General features: G+C 49.7%; 17 protein-coding genes and 1 riboswitch. Of the genes, 8 read left to right on the forward strand and 9 right to left on the reverse strand.

All coding sequences use genetic code 11. The annotated features are described in order from the left end of the window. The first annotated feature begins 142 nt into the window (after positions 1-142). The 4 genes from WH37_RS05635 (at position 143) to WH37_RS05650 (ending at position 4,096) form a co-directional block, all read left to right on the forward strand. Positions 143-1,408 (forward strand): sugar ABC transporter substrate-binding protein, encoded by a 1,266-nt coding sequence (locus WH37_RS05635; RefSeq protein ID WP_046229597.1) that lies wholly within the window; start codon positions 143-145, stop codon positions 1,406-1,408. A 97-nt stretch (positions 1,409-1,505) separates the two neighbouring features. Further along, positions 1,506-2,393, forward strand: a complete 888-nt coding sequence (locus WH37_RS05640) for a carbohydrate ABC transporter permease (protein WP_046229598.1) — start codon at positions 1,506-1,508, stop codon at positions 2,391-2,393. A 21-nt stretch (positions 2,394-2,414) separates the two neighbouring features. Beyond that, positions 2,415-3,245 (forward strand): carbohydrate ABC transporter permease, encoded by an 831-nt coding sequence (locus tag WH37_RS05645; protein ID WP_046229599.1) that lies wholly within the window; start codon positions 2,415-2,417, stop codon positions 3,243-3,245. A 59-nt stretch (positions 3,246-3,304) separates the two neighbouring features. Then, positions 3,305-4,096: an alpha/beta hydrolase gene (locus WH37_RS05650; protein ID WP_046229600.1), complete on the forward strand. Its 792-nt coding sequence runs from the start codon at positions 3,305-3,307 to the stop codon at positions 4,094-4,096. Positions 4,097-4,187: 91 nt separating this feature from the next. Here the strand turns inward: WH37_RS05650 and WH37_RS05655 are convergent, their stop codons facing one another. The 6 genes from WH37_RS05655 to WH37_RS05680 form a co-directional block, all read right to left on the reverse strand. After that, the gene (locus WH37_RS05655; protein WP_046229601.1) at positions 4,188-5,405 is read right to left on the reverse strand and encodes a Fic family protein; all 1,218 of its coding nucleotides are present in this window, start codon (positions 5,403-5,405) and stop codon (positions 4,188-4,190) included. A gap of 438 nt (positions 5,406-5,843) precedes the next feature. Further along, positions 5,844-6,476 (reverse strand): hypothetical protein, encoded by a 633-nt coding sequence (locus WH37_RS05660; protein WP_046229602.1) that lies wholly within the window; start codon positions 6,474-6,476, stop codon positions 5,844-5,846. Continuing rightward, positions 6,473-7,675: a multi-TM2 domain-containing protein gene (locus WH37_RS05665; protein ID WP_046229603.1), complete on the reverse strand. Its 1,203-nt coding sequence runs from the start codon at positions 7,673-7,675 to the stop codon at positions 6,473-6,475. The genes WH37_RS05660 and WH37_RS05665 overlap by 4 nt, the downstream gene beginning before the upstream one ends. Positions 7,676-7,700: 25 nt before the next feature. Further along, positions 7,701-8,390: an anti-sigma factor gene (locus WH37_RS05670; protein ID WP_046229604.1), complete on the reverse strand. Its 690-nt coding sequence runs from the start codon at positions 8,388-8,390 to the stop codon at positions 7,701-7,703. Continuing rightward, on the reverse strand, positions 8,387-9,064 hold the full coding sequence (locus WH37_RS05675) for an RNA polymerase sigma factor (protein WP_052736830.1): 678 nt from the start codon (positions 9,062-9,064) through the stop codon (positions 8,387-8,389). The genes WH37_RS05670 and WH37_RS05675 overlap by 4 nt, the downstream gene beginning before the upstream one ends. A 65-nt stretch (positions 9,065-9,129) precedes the next feature. Next, positions 9,130-9,642: a YwhD family protein gene (locus WH37_RS05680; protein ID WP_046229605.1), complete on the reverse strand. Its 513-nt coding sequence runs from the start codon at positions 9,640-9,642 to the stop codon at positions 9,130-9,132. Positions 9,643-9,894: 252 nt separating this feature from the next. Between WH37_RS05680 and WH37_RS05685 the strand changes: the two genes are divergently transcribed. The 4 genes from WH37_RS05685 (at position 9,895) to WH37_RS05700 (ending at position 14,660) form a co-directional block, all read left to right on the forward strand. Continuing rightward, on the forward strand, positions 9,895-11,988 hold the full coding sequence (locus WH37_RS05685) for a M1 family metallopeptidase (RefSeq protein ID WP_046229606.1): 2,094 nt from the start codon (positions 9,895-9,897) through the stop codon (positions 11,986-11,988). A gap of 15 nt (positions 11,989-12,003) precedes the next feature. Further along, positions 12,004-12,819, forward strand: a complete 816-nt coding sequence (locus tag WH37_RS05690) for a hypothetical protein (protein ID WP_046229607.1) — start codon at positions 12,004-12,006, stop codon at positions 12,817-12,819. A gap of 469 nt (positions 12,820-13,288) precedes the next feature. Then, positions 13,289-13,460: riboswitch (cyclic di-AMP (ydaO/yuaA leader) on the forward strand. A gap of 1 nt (position 13,461) precedes the next feature. Next, a complete protein-coding gene (locus tag WH37_RS05695) occupies positions 13,462-13,932 on the forward strand; it encodes a C40 family peptidase (RefSeq protein WP_046229608.1) in 471 nt (156 codons plus the stop codon). A gap of 200 nt (positions 13,933-14,132) precedes the next feature. Next, positions 14,133-14,660, forward strand: a complete 528-nt coding sequence (locus tag WH37_RS05700) for a GNAT family N-acetyltransferase (protein WP_046229609.1) — start codon at positions 14,133-14,135, stop codon at positions 14,658-14,660. 21 nt (positions 14,661-14,681) lie between these two features. Here WH37_RS05700 and WH37_RS05705 read toward each other — a convergent pair whose 3' ends face one another. The 3 genes from WH37_RS05705 to WH37_RS05715 all read right to left on the reverse strand — a co-directional run bounded on the left by WH37_RS05705 (position 14,682) and on the right by WH37_RS05715 (position 18,942). Then, entirely contained in the window at positions 14,682-15,884 is a 1,203-nt protein-coding gene (locus WH37_RS05705) for an aminotransferase class I/II-fold pyridoxal phosphate-dependent enzyme (protein ID WP_046229610.1), read from the reverse strand. Between the two features lie 54 nt (positions 15,885-15,938). Beyond that, on the reverse strand, positions 15,939-17,402 hold the full coding sequence (locus WH37_RS05710) for an aminotransferase-like domain-containing protein (protein ID WP_046229611.1): 1,464 nt from the start codon (positions 17,400-17,402) through the stop codon (positions 15,939-15,941). A gap of 265 nt (positions 17,403-17,667) precedes the next feature. Continuing rightward, a complete protein-coding gene (locus tag WH37_RS05715; protein WP_082110670.1) occupies positions 17,668-18,942 on the reverse strand; it encodes an EAL domain-containing protein in 1,275 nt (424 codons plus the stop codon). Positions 18,943-19,070 lie beyond the last annotated feature (128 nt).

Consider the following 19,070-nt stretch of genomic DNA (forward strand, 5'->3'; position numbering starts at 1 on the left):
GCATGTCGCTTAAGGCATATGTTCAGAGGGAAGCCAGCTGCTTTACTGCCAGCGCCATTGCATAAACCGGCAACAATACAGTCATCATTTACTTAAGCTACTGCATCTTAAATTACAGCTTCTTAAAGAGAGGAAGATTGGAATGTTTAATAAATCCGTTAAAACTGCACTTATCAGTACAATGCTGCTTTCAGGTATTTTGACAGCATGCTCAACATCCAATGACACAAATACAACAGGCGAAGCTGCAACCGGCGATCAGCCCGTCACGATTAAAGTTTGGGGCATGGGTGACCAAGAACAGACGCTCAAAACGATTTCCGAGCAATTCGAGACAGACAACCCGAACATTAAAGTCGATGTACAGGTTATTCCTTGGGGCTCGGCGCATGACAAGCTGCTGACAGCAGTTGCCTCCAAATCCGGTCCTGACGTTTTGCAAATGGGTACTTCCTGGATGCCGGAATTTGCAAATGCGGGCGCTTTGCTTGATTTGACGCCTTACATCGACCAATATCCTGAGTTTAAGCCTGAGAACTTTTTCGAGGGTATCGTAAATACAACGCAATTTGACGGCAAAACGTTCGGTATTCCTTGGTATGCTGAAACTCGCGTCCTGTTCTACCGTACCGATCTGCTGAAAGAAGTAGGCTATGACAAAGCGCCTGCTACTTGGGATGAGCTGAAGGATGCAGCAACGAAGCTGACTGCGCGCGGCGAAGGCAAATACGGCATTGACCTCGTTCCAGGCGAGCCGACTCTGGGCATTATGTTTGCCCGCCAGAACGGTTCCAAGATTTTTGGTGAGCAAAATAAACCTTTGTTCAATCAGCCGGAATTCGTTGACGCTGTCAAATATGTAGGCAGCTTCTATCAAGAGAAGCTTTCTCCTGTTGATCTCGGCATCGATGCCGTTCAAGGCTTTGCTGGCGATGGCGTCATCCCAATGTTCATTAGCGGACCTTGGATGATCAAGCCGATTAAAGAGCAAGCGCCAGACATCGAAGGCAAATGGGCAACTGCCGTTCTTCCATCTGGCCCAGCGAACAACAACTCGATTCTCGGCGGTTCGGATCTGACGGTATTCAAATACAGCAAAAATCAAGAAGCGGCAGTGAAGTTTATTGCCTACATGAGCAAACCGGAAGTTCAGTTGAAATGGAAAGAGCTGTCCGATGCGCTTCCAGCCGTACAAAGCGTATGGCAAGATGCTTCCATGACTGCTGATCCTAACCTTCAAGTTATTGGGGAGCAGCTCAAGCATGCTGAAGCAACGCCAGCTCTCACCGCTTATGACCAAATTTCACAAAAATATGTAGCCAGCTTTGAGCAAATTTATCGCGCTAACGCTGACGTGCAGAAACAAATGGACGCTTTGAACGTTGAAGCTGAGAAATTAATTAAATAATCTTTTAGCCGGCAGCTGCTTTAGGATAGGGCTGCCGGTTATCCCTATTATTGTCCATTTGCGCAAAAGCGTAAATTTAAAGGATGTGACTTAGCCGATGAAAGGCATACTGAATAATAAAACACCTTATTTTTTTATAGCGCCAACGTTGATTTTGCTCACTATGTTCTCCCTGCTGCCTATCGTTATTGCACTGGTCATCAGCTTTACCGATATGGACCTCGCCGGCCTTGCCGATGTGTCTAACATTTCATTTGTAGGCATGCAAAACTACTTGGACGTATTGACTGATCCGTTATTTGTCCAAGCGATTACCAACACGCTTTATTATGTTATTATTGGCGTTCCGTCCGTTATCGCTCTGTCGCTTGCGATTGCGCTGCTGATTAACTTCGGCAGATCACGTATTTTTACAACGTTCCGCGTCATTTATTATTTGCCGTCCGTGACCAACGTAGTTGCCGTTGCGGTCGTATGGACTTATTTGTACAACCCATCGCTTGGCTTGTTCAACTATGTGCTGAACCTTGTGCATCTTCCTGATGTCCAGTGGCTCCAGCACCCGATTATCGCTAAAATTTCACTGATCATTCTTGCCTTATGGCGGGCGATCGGACTGAATATGCTTATTTTCATCGCGGCTATTAAGGGTATTCCACGCTCTTATTATGAGGCTGCGCAAATTGACGGAGCCAGCAGCTGGCAGCAAATGCGGACGATTACGCTTCCGCTGTTGCGTTATGCTATTTTCTTCGTTTCCATTACCACGATGATTGGCTGGATTCAATTTTTCGAAGAGCCGCTCATTATGACCAAAGGCGGACCGCTTAACGGCACGATGTCCGTAGCCTTGTTCATTTACAACAATGGCTTCCAATACAGCAAATTCGGATATGCTGCGGCAGGATCCTTTATCCTATTTATTTCCATAATCGTCATTACGCTCATTCAATTCAAGTTCCAGAACAAGGAAACAGATGTTTAAAGAAAGGAGAGGGGAATAATTATGGCACCGAAAACAAAAAGCGGCACAGCCCTTCAATGGCTGCTCGGCATTTTGCTGACTGGCGGCGGGGTAGTAATGATGCTTCCGTTCGCATGGATGATTATGTCGGCGTTCAAAACGGAAAGCGAGGTCAAGCAGCTGCCTCCAACATTGTGGCCGAAAAATATTACGTTCGAAAACTTCAGCAATTTGTTCGTCAATATGCATTTTGGCACGTATTTGAGCAATACGCTGCTGATTGTCTTTTTCTCCTTTATCGGCTTGTTCCTAAATGCGATGGCTGGTTATGCTTTCGCCAAGTTCAAGTTCAAAGGCAAAGATAAGCTGTTCTATCTTGTACTCGCAACGATGATGATTCCCGGCCAGGTGACGATGATTCCAGTCTACCTGCTGCTCAATGAAATGCATTTGACGAATACGATGGTCGGCATTGTGCTTCCGGGCTTCGTTGGCGCATTCGGTATCTTCCTGTTCCGCCAATTTATGTCCACGATACCCGACGAGCTGCTGGAAGCGACTCGCTTGGACGGGGCAAGCGAAGTTCGCACCTTCTTTCAAATCGTGCTTCCGATCTCTAAAGCCATTCTAGCGATTCAAGGTATTCTGACGTTTATCGGCGGCTGGAACAGCTTCCTGTGGCCGCTTATTATTGCCAATGACGAGAAGCTCTACACGCTGTCCGTCGGGCTGGCTTTGCTCAAAGGCGAGCATGGTAGCAACTATGCTTTGCAAATGGCAGGCTCCACGTTCATGGTGCTGCCGGTCGTCATCGTCTTTATTTTCTTCCAGAAGCAAATTATTGAGAATTATTCGATTTCCGGCATTAAATAAGCGCTGGACTCACGATATAAATAGGCTAAAAAGTGTGTCAACAAGGAGGTTCGCTAGTAATGGCCTTGTTTCAATGTGATTTTTTCTCGGAAAAGCTGGGCTTCTCGACTGGCATGTCGGTTATTTTGCCGCAGCCGTCCTTAGCTGAAGTGGCCTCCCGCAAGGAAGGAACGGATTATAAATATCCGGTGCTGTATTTGCTGCACGGGCTGTCTGATGACCATACCGCTTGGACGCGTTATACGTCAATTGAACGTTATGCTTCCAGCAAAGGGATCGCTGTCGTCATGCCTGGCGTGCATCGCAGCTTCTATGCCGATATGGAGCAGGGCAGCCGCTATTGGAGCTTTGTCAGCGAGGAGCTGCCACTTGTTGCTCGCTCCTTCTTCCCGCTGTCAGCCCGTAGGGAAGACAACTTTGTCGCCGGCCTCTCGATGGGCGGCTACGGCGCGTTCAAGCTGGGACTGCATCATCCCGAGCGCTTTGCAGCTGCGGCAAGCCTTTCTGGCGCGCTTGATGTTGCAAGCCGTCTCCAACACCCAGCATTTCCATATACGGATGCAGGTGAGTTTGAACGGCTGTATGGCAGCGTAGAGAAGCTGAAAGCCGGACCGAGCAACTTGTTTAACCTCCTGACTTCCGCAGCCGAGCTTCCTCCCGAGGATCAGCCAAGGTTTTACCAATGCTGCGGGACCGAAGATCATCTGTATGAAGATAATCTTCGTTTCAAGGCAGCGATGGAGGAGTCCGGGCTGCCGCTCACTTATGACGAGGAGCCTGGCATGCACGAGTGGGGCTACTGGGACCGCAATATCCAGCGCGTCCTTGACTGGCTGCCGCTTTCCCGCTAGTTTTTCCCTTTATGCCTGTTGCACTGCTGGTTAGAAAGCAGCGCAACAGGATTTTTTCTTTTTAAAATGATCCAATAAAAAATGCCTAAAATCAGGTTTCAAAATAAGTTTGCCGGATGCAGAAGTATGCTGGCCTTTCGCCCCTCTGCTCAATTAGCGATAATGCCAGCAATTCCTTCATCGATTTTCTTATCGTCACTTCTGACTTGGCGAAAATTCCGGCCAATTCCTTGATTGTCAGCCCGTTGCCCGAGTCAAAGAAATGGTTCTGGGCTAAAACGAACATGATCTCTCTAACTTCCTTATTTTTAATTTCAGAATCATTTCCTAGCTTTTTATCGGCAATTTTCAATAATTCATCTTTTTCCTTCAGCTCTGCATTCATCTGAATGAGAGCCTCAAGAATAATTTCTAAAAAAACTTCAATAAAACCATTCATTTCTCCTCTGCTTTTAATACTATTCGTAAATTCAAAAGCCTCTAAATACTTATTTTTATATTTATTGCACCCTCTCGATAAAGAGAGCGTTGAAATGTTCCCTAATGCTTCTGACAAATACATGCTGCTAATAAATCTCGAGGTTCTTCCATTACCATCATAAAACGGATGTATATATCCAAAATAATAATGGCCGATAGCCACTTTAATAATAGCAGGAATTTCATCATTTTCATTCATAAACTTTAACAGCTGTTCTGTTGCTTGTATAATTTCTTTTTCTGGTGTGATTCCTTGGTGGACAACTTTACCCGTACCCGATTTCTTTAAAATATAAGTCACTTCTTTTCTGAAAATCTCTCCATCCGGCAGTTCATCCTGATCAATTTCTTTATTTGTAATATCGTCATATATCTTTCTCAAGTGTTGCGGTGTCTTAGGAAATTCAATTTCATTACCCACGAGCCGCATATACGATTTAATCATGCTTTCAAATCTTTTTTTAGATTTTTTATTTAACTTTATCTCCTTGGCGCTTCTGGCGATCTCTTCTCTGGTGCTTCTGATTCCTTCTAAATCGTTTGTGTTAAACAACTCTTCTACTAAGCATTCATTAATAAATTGTCTTCTCGCAACTTTAGGAAGAGCTTCAAATATTTTTTGAAAATGGTTTGAAATGGAATGAATTTTACTAATTAGCATGATCATTTTGTTTGTAGGCACATAATATAACTCATATATCTGAGGTTGATTCATTGGCTTTATTTTCAAGCCCAAATGCATCGTTGAATCATGATTAACTCTTCTTAAATAGACCTCGTGAAAATCACCAGCACTTTTTTCATGGAACACTTTATAAATATGCCTCATATTCGACACTCCATTAGTCATTTACCTAATATTTTTACATATAAAAATAAAAATGTCCATATCTATGTGTAAAAACGGCTTTATTTTTACACATAGATATGGAGTTGAGGTTTGTTTATCCTATTTAGCACTTTGATGCTAGCACCACAAACGCATCTCCCGCTGCCATTCTTTTTAATCTTGACCTCCCTCTTACAAGAAGGACAGGTAACCAGCATATGAATAACATCCCCCTACTTAATCAGGTGTTACCATTCTCGACAAGAAAGCTGGCTGTTATTCAATAGTGAATTCTTCTTTTCTTGTATTACCATTTTCTTCATTACCAAAAAAATCTCCCAAGTTTTTTGGGAGATCGACGTTGTTAAGTTGCTTTATAGTTATTTTTCAACAGATGCTTTGTTTCATTTCACGACTACATATTTCAGTGTTTAAGTCTTAAAACCCTCGTTGCTCTATTTTGATCGACTTTGGCAATATTAGTGTCATTTGAGCGTTATACGCGTTCGACTGAATCGGTCCGTTATGCCGCTCAAATTCGCCAACCATGACATACATGACCGTTCCCACTACGCTTGTGCTAATCAGCTGTTCCGATGTGTCGATGGGCTCAGCAGCCCAGTATTGCACCTGCCCCAGCAATTGCACCTTTCCGCCATCCACTTGATCCACACTTACCGGACGAAGCGCTTGTACGACGATTTTATCGATCTTCTCCGGTACGGAAATTGGCGCCGTCTCGATAAGTGCCGTTCGTTCCATTTGGCGCATCGCCCCTCTAAGCTCGTCCAATATCCCCGTAGATATCAGCCCCGCCATCGCAAGGCTAAAGCTCCCAATCATACCGACGATAAACAGGCTGATCCAATCATAACGCAGCGTCGTCCGCTCGCTTCCCGCAAACCAAATGTACAATAAAATTTCCGCGCCGAGCAAAATAAAAACTAGCGGAGCCACCCACAGCAGCATATTGTATGCCCCTGTGCCGCTCCAGATGGAAACCGCTACAGCGACCCCCATCAATAATAAAGTGATACCCATCGAAAGCGTGCCTACACGCCACTGCTTCATTCGCTTTTCCCCTTTCGAAGCGAATTCGAAGACTGCAGATCTCTAGGGGGAAGTCCCGTATTGCGCTGGCTGCTTCTGCCGAATACTAAGCGCAGGCCTGCGGCGATCATTACAAAAGCCACGAGTGCGGTCGGCAAATTGTATTTTATATTTTGGTACTGCGCATACCATCTCGGAAAATAATTCTCCGCATATTCGACCAGTACACGATCACCCAAATAATACAAGCCGATCAGCAGCAAGGCGATGCCGATCCAACGCTGATACGGTGCAAGCTGCGTAATAATCGCCTGATCCTTCAGCCCTGTCTGTGCTTCGGTCGAAAGCTGCCGCATGACATCGAAGAAAGCGAAAAACCAGAACAGCGGCATCAGGAATAAAAACATCGACAGGCGCAGCGCATCCATTAAATAAACGGAGATGAGGAAGCCCGCCATAATTTGCAGACCGCGGGTCTGAAGCCCGAGGTACAGATGGCCTGCTCCAGGAAAGAGCGACAGCGCTGCGGCGAGCGCTTTATTTTTGCGCCCCTTGTTCATGTATTCCTCCAGCTCTTCAAAAAACGGCCGATCCTCAAGCGGCTCTCCACGTCTCTTGCGGTGCAGCTGCTGAGAAGCATCAAAGATGCAATAAATCCAAATGACAGGCACGCCTAGCAAAAAGACAAGAAACTCTTCCGTCCCCGTGACCGACGATATAAAAATGACGACGGCGAACAAGCCGATGGATGCGACGAGAAAGGTAATACCCCGCTGCATCAGTCCCATTGCCATATGACCCAAGCCAGGAATGATCGACAGCAGCAGCGTATTCGTGCGCTCTTTCTGCTCGCTGTAGGTCATTGCGTCAGCTTGTGCGCGCATCGCTCCAGGCGGCATGTTGTTGTACATCTGATCTGGACTTGGAGGTGCTCCTGCACCATAAGCAGCTTCATTCGGATACGGCTGCCGCCTGCCAATGAGCGTTACAATCATATCAAGCATATTGATGCCCCAGAATAGAAACGAGATTAAGCACAGAATAAAGCCCGTATCATCTTCAATATAATTTACGATTGAAATTAGAATCAGAATCGCGAGCGGTCCAAACCCTCCTGCAGCGTATAAAATAAATCTTATCGGACGCCCCAGATAAGCATGGCCAAAGCCCGGAAACATGGACAGCAGCAGCGCAACAATGGGCTTTTTCTCCCTATTCATCCCTTGATCTCTCCTTCATCATTCGTTATTTAAACCGTTTGGAGGCTATGCCGTCCAGCCAGTGGGAAGTACGATTCATCATTTGCTGCGACCAGGAGGACTCGCGCTGCTCCGTATCTCGAATGTGCTGCTCCTCTTTTTGCTGCAGCCTGCTGTGGTCTATTTTTTCAAGCTCCTGCGAAATGTTGTTCAGCACTCCTGTACCGAGCAGCAGCAGGGTAATAACCGCAGCAGCTGAATAATGCGTTGCCGGATGCTGGAGCCAGGATTTGCGGCGGTATGATTTCTCTTGAAGGAAAGGACCTGGCACAGACAGCTGCTGCTCCTGTTTTTCTAGTTCAGACGGTCCGAACAGCCGCTCGCTGAGCACTCTGCCCAGCTGCTCGAAATCTGGGAGCTTAATCGTCTGATTCAGCGGACTTGCTCCTGCTATATGAAGCTCAGGCGTACGGACACTCACCGCCATATCCGCCTCCAATACAAGCATAAAACGCTCCAAGCATGCGTCGCAGCCCGCCAGCCGCCGCTCAATCTGCTCGCGTTCCGGATCGGAAAGCAGATTCGCCACGTATTGCTCCAGAAGGGAAGCCTCCACATGGTTACATGGCGTGGATGCTTTACTTGTCGCTGGCGCTATCTGCTGCTCACCCTGCTCCCGCTGCTGTTGTTTAGGTTTCGAACCATCGCCATGCTTGTGTTCCTCATGATGACTCATTCAAAGTCCTCCCTTCTCCAGTGCCGCTTGATCCAGTTTCTTGCCCGGTACAGGCGCGATTCTACGCTTTTGCGCTCCAGCCCGGTTGAGGACGAAATTTCCTCGTATGATTTCTGTTCTATATAATAGGCGTTTACGACTTCACGATAATTGTCCGGGAGCTGCTCGACCTGTTCTCGTATGTAGCGTTTTTCCTCGCGCTCGATCGCAGCGCGCTCCGCGGGCATCGCGGCTCCTTGCCCATCGGTGTCCGGTCCCAAATAGTCCACATATTCGCTCAGTTCTTCCGGCTTGCGTGCCTTGCTCCTCTTCCAATCAATCGCACGGTTTACAGCAATGCGGGTCACCCAGGTTTTAAAGCCTTCCAGCCTGCACTCGGGGAGAGAGCGGTGAATTTGCAGCAGCACTTCCTGGGTAACATCCTCCGCATCATGCGGCGAATGAAGCACAGCATAAACCGTTTTATAAATATGAGCGCCATATTCCTGCACGAATGACTGGAATTCCGCAGGCCCGCCGTCGCGGAGCGCTATTAACCATGCTTCATCCTGAATCTTGCTCTCCCCCTTCCCGTTATAATAGACGCCGGAACCTCGGTCATCCCCTGCACCTGCAACTACATTTTTCGAAAAAAATAAAAAGGCCCCGCTCCAGCGCAGCAATCGCTGCCGCATTGGGGCGGAACCCGTTACCTATAAGCTCCTAGTTGGGAGCTGTCTTGGTCATGCTTTCTGCAAGCCTACGCCTCCAAAGCCTGCTTCAGCTCATCGGAAGAGTTGGTCCACCATTCTTCATTATGCTCAATAAGCAGCTTGCGGAAAGCGGCTTTCTCTTCCGCGCCCAGCTCGCCCAAGTTGTAGCGGCGCTTAATCGCATGATCGAGCTTGTTGACATGGTCGGCAAGAATTTTCCAGCCGCGGCGTGCTTCCGTGTCAATCCACATTTCGCAAGCCGTTGCGCCAGCATAATTCGTGCCATTCTCTCCACGTTCTACCGCCACCCATACAATCCAGCATTGGCGGCCATTTGGCGTATCCTCTCTATTAGGCGAAAACTTGATGCCGCGCTCTACTTTGCTTTTCGCATGCATCGCGCCGTCGTCGATATAAGCGACGCCAGCATCAATAATAACGCAGGATACTTGGCTTAGATCAATGGTTCCCGCACCAAAGCCTTTATGCTGTTTATTGCTCACGACATTAAGCGCGAGTGATTTCTTTTCTTTTTTCTCCGGTTGTCCTTGCTGTTCCATCCGTTCGTACACGTCCTCTCGTCACATTTCATCTATTGTACTGCCGCAGCAGCTTGCAGCCAATCTCTCCTTTCCATTTTGAACGTTTTTCCGCAATAACACAAGCGTACACTACACAAATTCCTGCCAAATCCGCAAGAGGGTGCCGCTTTACAAGCCCTCAACAGCCCCACTGCAAAAACCGCAAGACTATTCCTGTACAAGCCGACATATACATGCTGTAGATGCTTGTCAACGGGAGGGAAACGTTCAATGACTCCAGGACCTTTCAAACGAATCGCGCTCATTATGCTCTCAGCTGTCCTGCTCGGACTGTCGCTGCATCATGGCTTCGGAAACGCTTGGCTATCCCAGTATACGTACGCCTCCGGCACCTCAGATCCATCATTAGCTGGTTCAGTAAATAGCGCCGCAGCCCACACAACTACTGCCACACCAAGCGGTGCGGCCGGTATAGCAGCTGACACACAGGCTGCTTCGCAAACGGCCAAGCCGCCTGCCCCGGCAGCACCGGCACAGCCCGACCCTGCCCAGCCTGATGCTGCGCAGACGCTCAGCAAAAGAGTCGTCCAATACAACATGCATGTTGCGCTTCGGGAGGACATCAGATATTTGGATGGCTCCCAGACTGTCACTTGGACGAACCCGGGCAACAAAACAGTGTCCGAGCTGTATTTTCATCTGTACCCCAATGCCTTTCAATCAGAAAAGTCTACGTTCATGCGCGAGTCTGGCGGCCAGCTGCGGGGCGACAAGGCCACGGTCGACAGCCAAGGTTATTTGAAGCTGATCACCTTGCAAACGCTAGAGGGCGAGAGTCTGCTTCCCCGCTTGCATTATGTCCAGCCCGATGATGGAAATATGGACGACTATACGCTGACGAAGCTCAACCTTCCAGTTCCAGTCGCACCGGGCAAATCAGTAACGCTCTCCATGACCTATGAGGTCAAGCTGCCCGAGGTGTTCGCCCGCATGGGCTATTCCGGCAGCTTCGTTATGGCGGGCCAGTGGTTTCCGAAGCTTGCTGTTTATGAAATGGCTGGCACACGCGGCCGAACGAATGAAGGCTGGAACGTCCATCAGTACCATGGCGATTCCGAGTTTTACAGCGATTTTGGCTTGTATAGCGCCCAGATAACAGTGCCAGAAAACTTTAAGGTCGCCGCTACCGGCATTCAGACGAAGGAAGCTGTGACGCAAAATGGCACAAGCGTCTATCATTTTTATGCCGAGGACGTGCATGACTTTGCTTGGTCAGCTTCGCCGGACTTCATATATGCGGAGGACACGTTGTCGGGACCGGGCATTCCGGGCGTACGCATCAAGCTTTATCTGGATCCTGCCCACGAAGGGCTGAAAGACCGCTATTTACATGCAGCGAAATCAGCGCTGTCCAAATATGCGGAGTGGTACGGTGATTATCCGTATTCAACGCTGTCCATTATCGTCCCTCCGAAGGGTGCGAATGGCGCAGGCGGCATGGAATACCCAACGCTCGTGACCGCTTTGGCTGCTGAATCCGACAACCCTGGCTACAGCCTCGAGCGGACAGTTGCACATGAGATTGGTCATCAGTATTGGTACGGGATGGTCGCATCGAACGAGTTTGAAGAAGCTTGGCTCGACGAAGGCTTTACTTCGTATGCCGAGGATAAAGTGATGGAGAACGCCTATGACGTTGAGCCTAATCTGGCTCTGGAAGCCAGCTATATTACAGCCCCTGCACCGCTTAAGCAGCCTTCATGGGCCTATCACAGCAGCGATGAATACGCGGAAAATGTCTATATGCGCGCCAAGCTCGTACTGGTCGGCATTGAGAAGCAGGTCGGAGCAAAGACGATGCAAAAAATTATGCGCACGTATTTTCAAAAATATAAATTCAAGCATCCAACCACGTCTGATTTCCAGCGAGTGGTCGAGCAGGTTACGAAGGAAAAATGGCAGGACTATTTTCACCAATATGTATATGGCAGCCTGATGGCGGATTTTTCAGTAGAGGCCATTCGAGTGAATGAAGTGAACCAGGACAGCAATACGCAGTACGAGTCCACCGTACTGATTAAGCGCAATGGCGGACAAAATGGACCCATCCCGCTCATTTTCTCCTTTACCGACGGCGAAACGGTTTCGAAAATATGGGATGCCGCCGAGTCGCATATTCAATACAAGGTGATGCACGCGGCTCCGCTCGAATGGGTAGCGGTCGACCCGAAAAACAGCAATGTGCTGGACAACAAGCATATTAACAATTTCATGCGCGCAGAAGTGCCGGAGCAATCGCGCATTCGGTGGAGCCTCGGCCTGACGAAGCTCATTGAAGGCTTGCTCGCATCCGTAGGCTGGTAGAGAGGAGGTTAAAAAATGAAGCAGCATATGAAGCAAGGCTGGCGGCTCGCCATCCGCCATTTCTATATCGTCATTCTGTTGTTCCTGTACCAGCTATTATGGGGATTTTTCCTTTACCGTTTTATTGATATGACTATACTGCCGCTGCTGCGGCGCTTTCCCCTCCAGCATCCGTCGGACTCGGCTGTTTCGCTGTTTCTCAGCGAGGCCCAGTTTCAATTGACGAAAACGGATCTGATCAACCCTTATCTATGGCTGCTGGGCGGCTTATTCGCTGCCCGCATGCTGCTGACGCCGCTATTCAATGCGGGGCTGCTCTATTCGCTGCATCACACGGGTGAAACAGGCGGAACACAGTTTCTTCAAGGCATTCGCAAAGCTTGGAAGCCCGTGACGCTGCTCTATTGGCTGCGCACGCTGCTTATTCTCGCGCCCGGCTGGTTTCTGCTGCCTCGCGCCTTCAAGCTGCTTATGGAGGGCCATTCACTGAGCGAACTGCTGCAAAGCACGCTGCCAGGCTTTGGCGGCTGGCTGCTGTGGAGCTTCCTCGTTCACCTGCTGCTGCTCGCCATGCAGTTCGGCGCCGCCTCGGGCACCGGCTCCTTGCGCTCGCTCGGCTATGCGCTCCGAAATCTTCTCCCTTATGCCGGCCTCTCTGTGCTGATGTGGCTGCTGGCTGTCACCGCTTCGCTCTCTGTGTCCGGGCTTTCCTATGTTTGGGCAGGAATGCTGGCGCTCATTATGCATCAAGCCTATCATCTGCTGCGTACCTTGTTAAAGGTATGGACGCTCGCTGCACAATACGATTGCCTGCAATCGAAGCAGAGCTGAGACCCTTTTATGCGACTTTAAATACCCATAATTAGGAAATTATGCTTAGGAAAATGAGGACATCCCGACCTAATTCTCATTTAGTATTCTCATTTTTCTAAAGTCCTTCTCATAAAAAAGCCGATTGCGACCTTTTGGTCGCAATCGGCTTTTTGCGGTTATCCGGCACCCGCGGACAACGCTTCCATTTATTTTCCAATCCAGAGGATGATTCTGACCAAACTCTCTAAATCTTCATTTTACGCTATAATTCTTACCTATATGTACGATTCATAGCATATTGGCCGCCTATTTTTCATATAAACTGACAAAATGTTTTTTTGCTCGTGAACGGCGATAGAACGAACATTTATTAGGCAAGAAACCTGTTTTAACGCAAAATTGAGCCAAAAGGTTACATGAGAATTATTAGAAATCCATTCATATAGGAGGAAATCACATGAAAAAAACGAATTATTAGCGCAGAGCAAAATTAAACCAGCCTAATTTCTTATACCGCAAAGGTATAGGAATACGGGGGAACCACTTTGGGTGAATTGATTTCGATGCTTGGACAGCTTGATTCAAGTGTCTTGGAAATCATAGGGAACCTTCACAACCGAACCCCACAGCTAACCTCGTCGGCACCGGAAGGAGTTTCAAATTTTGAAGAAGGTTACTGCACTACTCGTTGGTCTTGTATTAATGCTTGCTTTCCAAGCAGGCAGCGTGTTCGCGAGTTCGAAAATGGATGGTGTTATTGCTGATCTGATCGGCACACCGTACCAAAGCGGCGGAACGACTACGAAAGGCTTCGACTGCTCCGGTTTTACGAAGTATGTTTTCGAAAAAATGGGCATCGATCTTTCCCGTACGTCCCAAGCCCAATCGAACGACGGCAGTGAAGTGAAGAAGAGTGACCTGATCGCTGGCGATCTCGTATTCTTCAACACGAATGGCAAAGGCATCTCCCACGTTGGTATTTATGTAGGCGATGGAAAGTTTGCACATGCTTCCTCGAGCAGAGGCGTTATCATTAGCAAACTTAGCGAGTCTTATTATGCTGATCGTTACGTGACAGCTACACGCATTATGAGCCAAGACGCTTACGACAAGTACGCAAGCGAGCAATAGAGCCAGGCCACGCTTTTTTCGCTTACATAACGAAAAGCTGCTGTCTCAAACAGCAAAGCCGCAGTTATTTGTCTTCGGACAAATAGCTTGCGGCTTTGCTGTTTTCTGGCACGGACACAAGGGGCTCGTTTCCATGTATGTATATATTCACCGCAAAGACCTGCGTTCAAACGCTATGTTTATAAGGAGATTGTGTAATCATGTCAAAAGCAAGTGCTAGTCCTGACGGCGTCCAGCCGCCATTTGGCTGGAAGGTTGTCGCAATGGAGACTTCCCATGCCCGCCAGCTGTGCGATTGGCAGTACGAACCGCCTTACGGCATCTACCAGTGGCCTGCATGGGAGGTCATGGAGAATGTCGAAATGGAGTTCGGTGATCCCGAGCTTCGCCAGAAGCAATATGCCGCTATTGTCAGCAATCAGGGTGAGCTGGTGGGCTTTGCGCAGTTTTTCCCGCTGGGAGATGAGGTGCTGCGGCTTGGCCTCGGCCTGCATCCACAGCTTTGCAGCAGGGGCTCAGGCACCGCCTTTGTTGCGCTGCTGGTAGAGGAGGCTCGCCGACGTGCCCCACACAGCGAGCTGGATTTGGAGGTGCTGACCTGGAATGCACGCGCTATTCGCGTATACGAGAAGGCAGGCTTCCGCATTACCGACACGTATATCCGCCCGACACCGCAAGGCGCAGCAGAATTTCATTGCATGGTTTACGAAGGAGGGAAAGAAGGCTAACGCTTTCTCTTCCCATCCGCTTCAACCGCCGATCCGCTCCAACTGCTGTAACTGTTCAGCCTGCCTGGTCTGGCTCATATAACAGCCCATTCGCTCCAAAGCTTCAGACAGCTTCGCTGGCGATACCGAATAGGAGCAGCGGATCCGCCCTTCACCGCCCGGGCCAAAAACATGCCCGGGCACGACAGCAACGCCCGCTTCCTGCATGAGCCGGAAGGCGAACTGCTCCGAGCTCAGCCCCGTATGTGCGATGGATGGAAAAGCATAAAACGCCCCTTCCGGCATATGGCAGGAAAGCCCCAGCTTCTGCAAGCCGCTTACGAACATCGCCCTGCGCTGCTTGTAAGCCTCCTTCATTAGATCCTTGTCTGCCAGTCCACTGCGCAGCGATTCCAGAGCGGCAATCTGCCCCATAATAGGCGCGCACATCGCCGTGTATTGATGGATTTTCAGCATTTGCGAAATAATTTCTATAGGGCCGCAAGCATAACCAATGCGCCAGCCTGTCATGGCAAAAGCTTTCGAGAAGCCGTTGATGACGATCGTCCGCTCCTGCATGCCAGGCAGTGATGCGATGCTTACATGCTGGCTTTCATAAGTCAGCTCCGCATAAACCTCATCGGATACGACAATCAGATTATGCTCCTTAACCAGCTCGGCAATTGGGAGCAAATCCTCATAGGACATGACCGCTCCCGTCGGATTGTTCGGATAATTGATCAGCAGCACCTTGGAGCGCGGGGTGATTTTTGCCCGCAGCGATCGTGCCATCAGCTTAAATTGCTCCTGCTCGTGCGTCTCAACGTCTACAATACTGCCGCCTTGCAGCGCCACAATGGGCGAATAGGCGATGTAGCTTGGAACCGGAATCAGCACCTCATCGCCCGGACAAATCAGTGTGCGCATCGCCAGATCAATCGCTTCGCTGCTGCCCACCGTCACCAGTACCTCATCCTTCGGCGCGTAATTCAATTGAAAGCTGCTCGCCAAATAATTAGCGATTTCCTCGCGCAGTTCCATTAGTCCGGCATTCGGCGTGTACATCGTCTGACCACTTTCCAGCGCTCGTATGCACGCGGCACGCACACGCTCCGGTGTTGCAAAATCCGGTTCGCCCACGCCCAGCGAAATCATATTTTCATCCTGCCCGGCCATATCGAAAAACTTGCGAATGCCCGAAGCGGGCAAGCTCTTTACGAGCGGTGAAACGTTATACTGCACCATTATGCCTGCATCCCCTTTTCAAAATATTAAAATGTATAAGTGTCGCTCTAATCCTTATTCGAGGCCCCACAGCTGCTTGGCCGTATCACCAATAATCCGAATACCGCGCACAATATCCTCATCCGCCACACGGGAAAATCCTAATCGCAGCGTATTGCTCCCCCGTCCATCCGTAAAGAAATGATGGCCCAAGGTGAAAATAACGCCTTGCCGTGTGCACGCCTCCAGAAGCTCCCGCACGCTGCACGCTTCCCGAAACGTCACAAACAGATGCAGCCCGCCATCGCCCGACAGCGTCTTATAAGGAACAAAGGCTTTGCAGGTTTGCAGCGTCAGCTCGTATTTCCGCTTGTATTCCGCCCGCGCCCGCTTCAAATATTTATGCAGATTGCCATTATGCAAATATTGATAAAGCAGCGATTGGTCAAGCGTCGAGGTATGAATGTTGCGGGCCCGCTTCATGCTTTCCAAATAATCAATCAGCTCGCGGTCTGCAAGCACCCACCCGACTCGCAGGCCGGGAAACAGCACCTTTGAGAAGCTTCCAATATAAATGACGCTGTTGCCGCTGCCCGCCGAAGCGATGAGCGGCGGCACATGCGCTCCGGAGTAGCGCAGCTCCTCATTAAATCCGTCTTCAATGACGGGAATTTCATAACGGCTCATGAGCTGCATCAGCGCCAGCCGTTTCTCCATCGACATCACAATGCCTGTCGGATTGTGGTAGGAGGGGACAAAATAGGCACAGTCGTAGGGCCGCTCCTCCAAAGCCCGTTCAAGCTCTCCCAAATGGATGCCATCCGGCTCCATCGTAACGCCCTTAATGTCAAAGCCGTGCAGCTTGAGATTTTTAATCGCGGTATGATGGGTCGGATTTTCACAGATGACTGCGCCGTGCTTTTGCTGAAGTGCTGCGAGCACAAGGTCGAATCCTTCTGTAAAGCCGGCAGTAATGAGCATATCCTTGCCTTGCACATCCACGCCTTTGTTCTCCATATATGTCATCAAATACTGGATCAGCGGCTTATAGCCTTTGGCGTAGCCATAGTTCAGCAGCACATGGCCTTCCACTGACATACGGCCCAGAAACGCCTGCTTCACATGATCCAAATCAAACAGCTTCTCATCCGGGGCAATGCTCGTAAAAGAAATCGTATCCTTGCCTGCGCGAATGCCGCGCTTCATCAAGTCCAGCTCCTCCGCAAGCAAAGCCTGCCTGCTCAGACGCTCCTTCCACGGCAATTGCCAGGACAAGGACGACGGGGCGGCGCTGCCCGCCGAATCCTCTGACACATAATTGCCTTTGCCTTGCAAGGCATACACGCGGCCCTCATCCGCCAGCTCCGCATAAGCGGCAATGACCGTATTGCGGCTCACACCGAGCAATACGCCCAGCTCACGTGTCGACGGCAGCTTCTGGTGCGGCTGCAGCGCACCTTTTATCATTAAACGCTTCATATAATCTTTCACTTGAATCGATACTGGACGGCCTTCTATGAGCTTGAAATCATGATACATTTCTCATCGCCCCCACCTTTATCATGGCATATGCTCCCACCCAAGCGTAAACGGCTGTCGCCGTCCTCTGGCGGCAAAGCTGTCGTTTCGCGGAGAAATATGGAGAAAGGATAGAAAAATCATATACTTTCCTATATTTCAAGCGTAAACGGCTGTCGCCGTCCTCTGGCGGCTCGGCGCGTTTCAGTCCGAGAAATATAGAGAAGGGATGGAACCATCATATCCTTTCCTATATTTTAACAAAAGAACCACGACGCCGGATTTTTCATCCTGTCGTGGTTCTGCAAGCAGCGTCCTCGCGTTGCCGGTCCGTCTGCTGTTCATAATCCTTCATATCTGCAAATAAAATAAGGCCGGGACCTGCAAGGACCGATACGGTCCGAATCCAGTCACATGTATCCAGATCGACGTAGGCACGCGACACAAGGGTGCGCTGCGTCTCGCTCAACTGCGCAATGGTAGGAATGAAGTAAGGGCGCCAGCTCCAATTCGCCCCATAATACTCATCCTGCCGTTCCCATTCGCCAGCCTCCACCCTGCAATAGTTGGCGGATAACTGAATGCCGTCTTCCCGGCACAAATAAATGCGAATGCAGCTCGGCGGCAGTTCCTCCAGCAGTCCGGCAATCCATCCATTGCCTTCCCCTGGTTCGCCCTCTTGCCCGCAAGCCCGCCCCTTATCGATGCGCGCAGCAAGCTGCGCCGCTTCCTTCTGCCAATTCGTCTCGGAGCGCAAGCGCTGCCGGACATATTCCGCAAGCTCAGCTTCCAGCGATGAGGCGAAACGATCCGCCCGCTGAAATTCCGGCTCTGCCTTGGAGAAGAAGAAGCCCTGCACATAGCGGGCACCCGCTTCAATCGCACGCACCAAATCCTGGCGCGTCTCCACTCCTTCAGCTAGCAGCGACGCACCGATCTGCTCGGCTAGCGCGGAGAAGGAGCGAAGGGCGCCTAGATAGCCATTGTGCGTTGCGCTCTTTTTGATCATATGAATATCGATTTTCAGTATATTCGGCTGGATATGGGCGATACGATCCGTACTGCTGAATCCGCTTCCTACATCATCAATCGCAATGAGGCAGCCTCTCGAACGGTACAGATCCACAATGGAGCGCAGCTCATCCATCGGGCCATTAAAGCTTTCCTCGGTAATTTCGATGACGATGCGGCGCGGATCAATCCGGTATTTATCGATCAGCTGCAGCGTAAACAGCTCGCCGGATTGCCGGTAGCGATGAATCCAGTTCGGCTTTAAATTAATAAACAGCAGCGATTCGGTATTTTCTGCACCCAGCTTGCGCATCGCCTGCTCCCGCAAAATCCGATCGACGGCAATATGATCCTCTACCGAAATGGAGGCATCTCCAAAAAACGGACCCAAGCTGCGCACGCGCTCGCCTGCACAGGCTCTGCCCAGCACCTCATACCCCATAATTGTTCTGGTGTCCATCGCCAAGATAGGCTGATAGAAGGCAGCCAGCTGCTCACCCGTAAGGCCCAGCGATTCCGGCATCTTTCGCATCGTTTGTCGGTCCTTCATCGCGTGCTCCTCTACATAAAAACGATGTCATATATTCTTCCATTGATAAAGTTAGACCCTATTGTAGCGGAATCGACATACGTTGTAAAGAAGCGACAGCGTTCGCAAAGCCCGATTTTTCCCCAGAT

The organism is Paenibacillus algorifonticola (genome assembly GCF_000971975.1).
Taxonomy (GTDB): Bacteria; Bacillota; Bacilli; order Paenibacillales; family Paenibacillaceae; genus Pristimantibacillus; species Pristimantibacillus algorifonticola.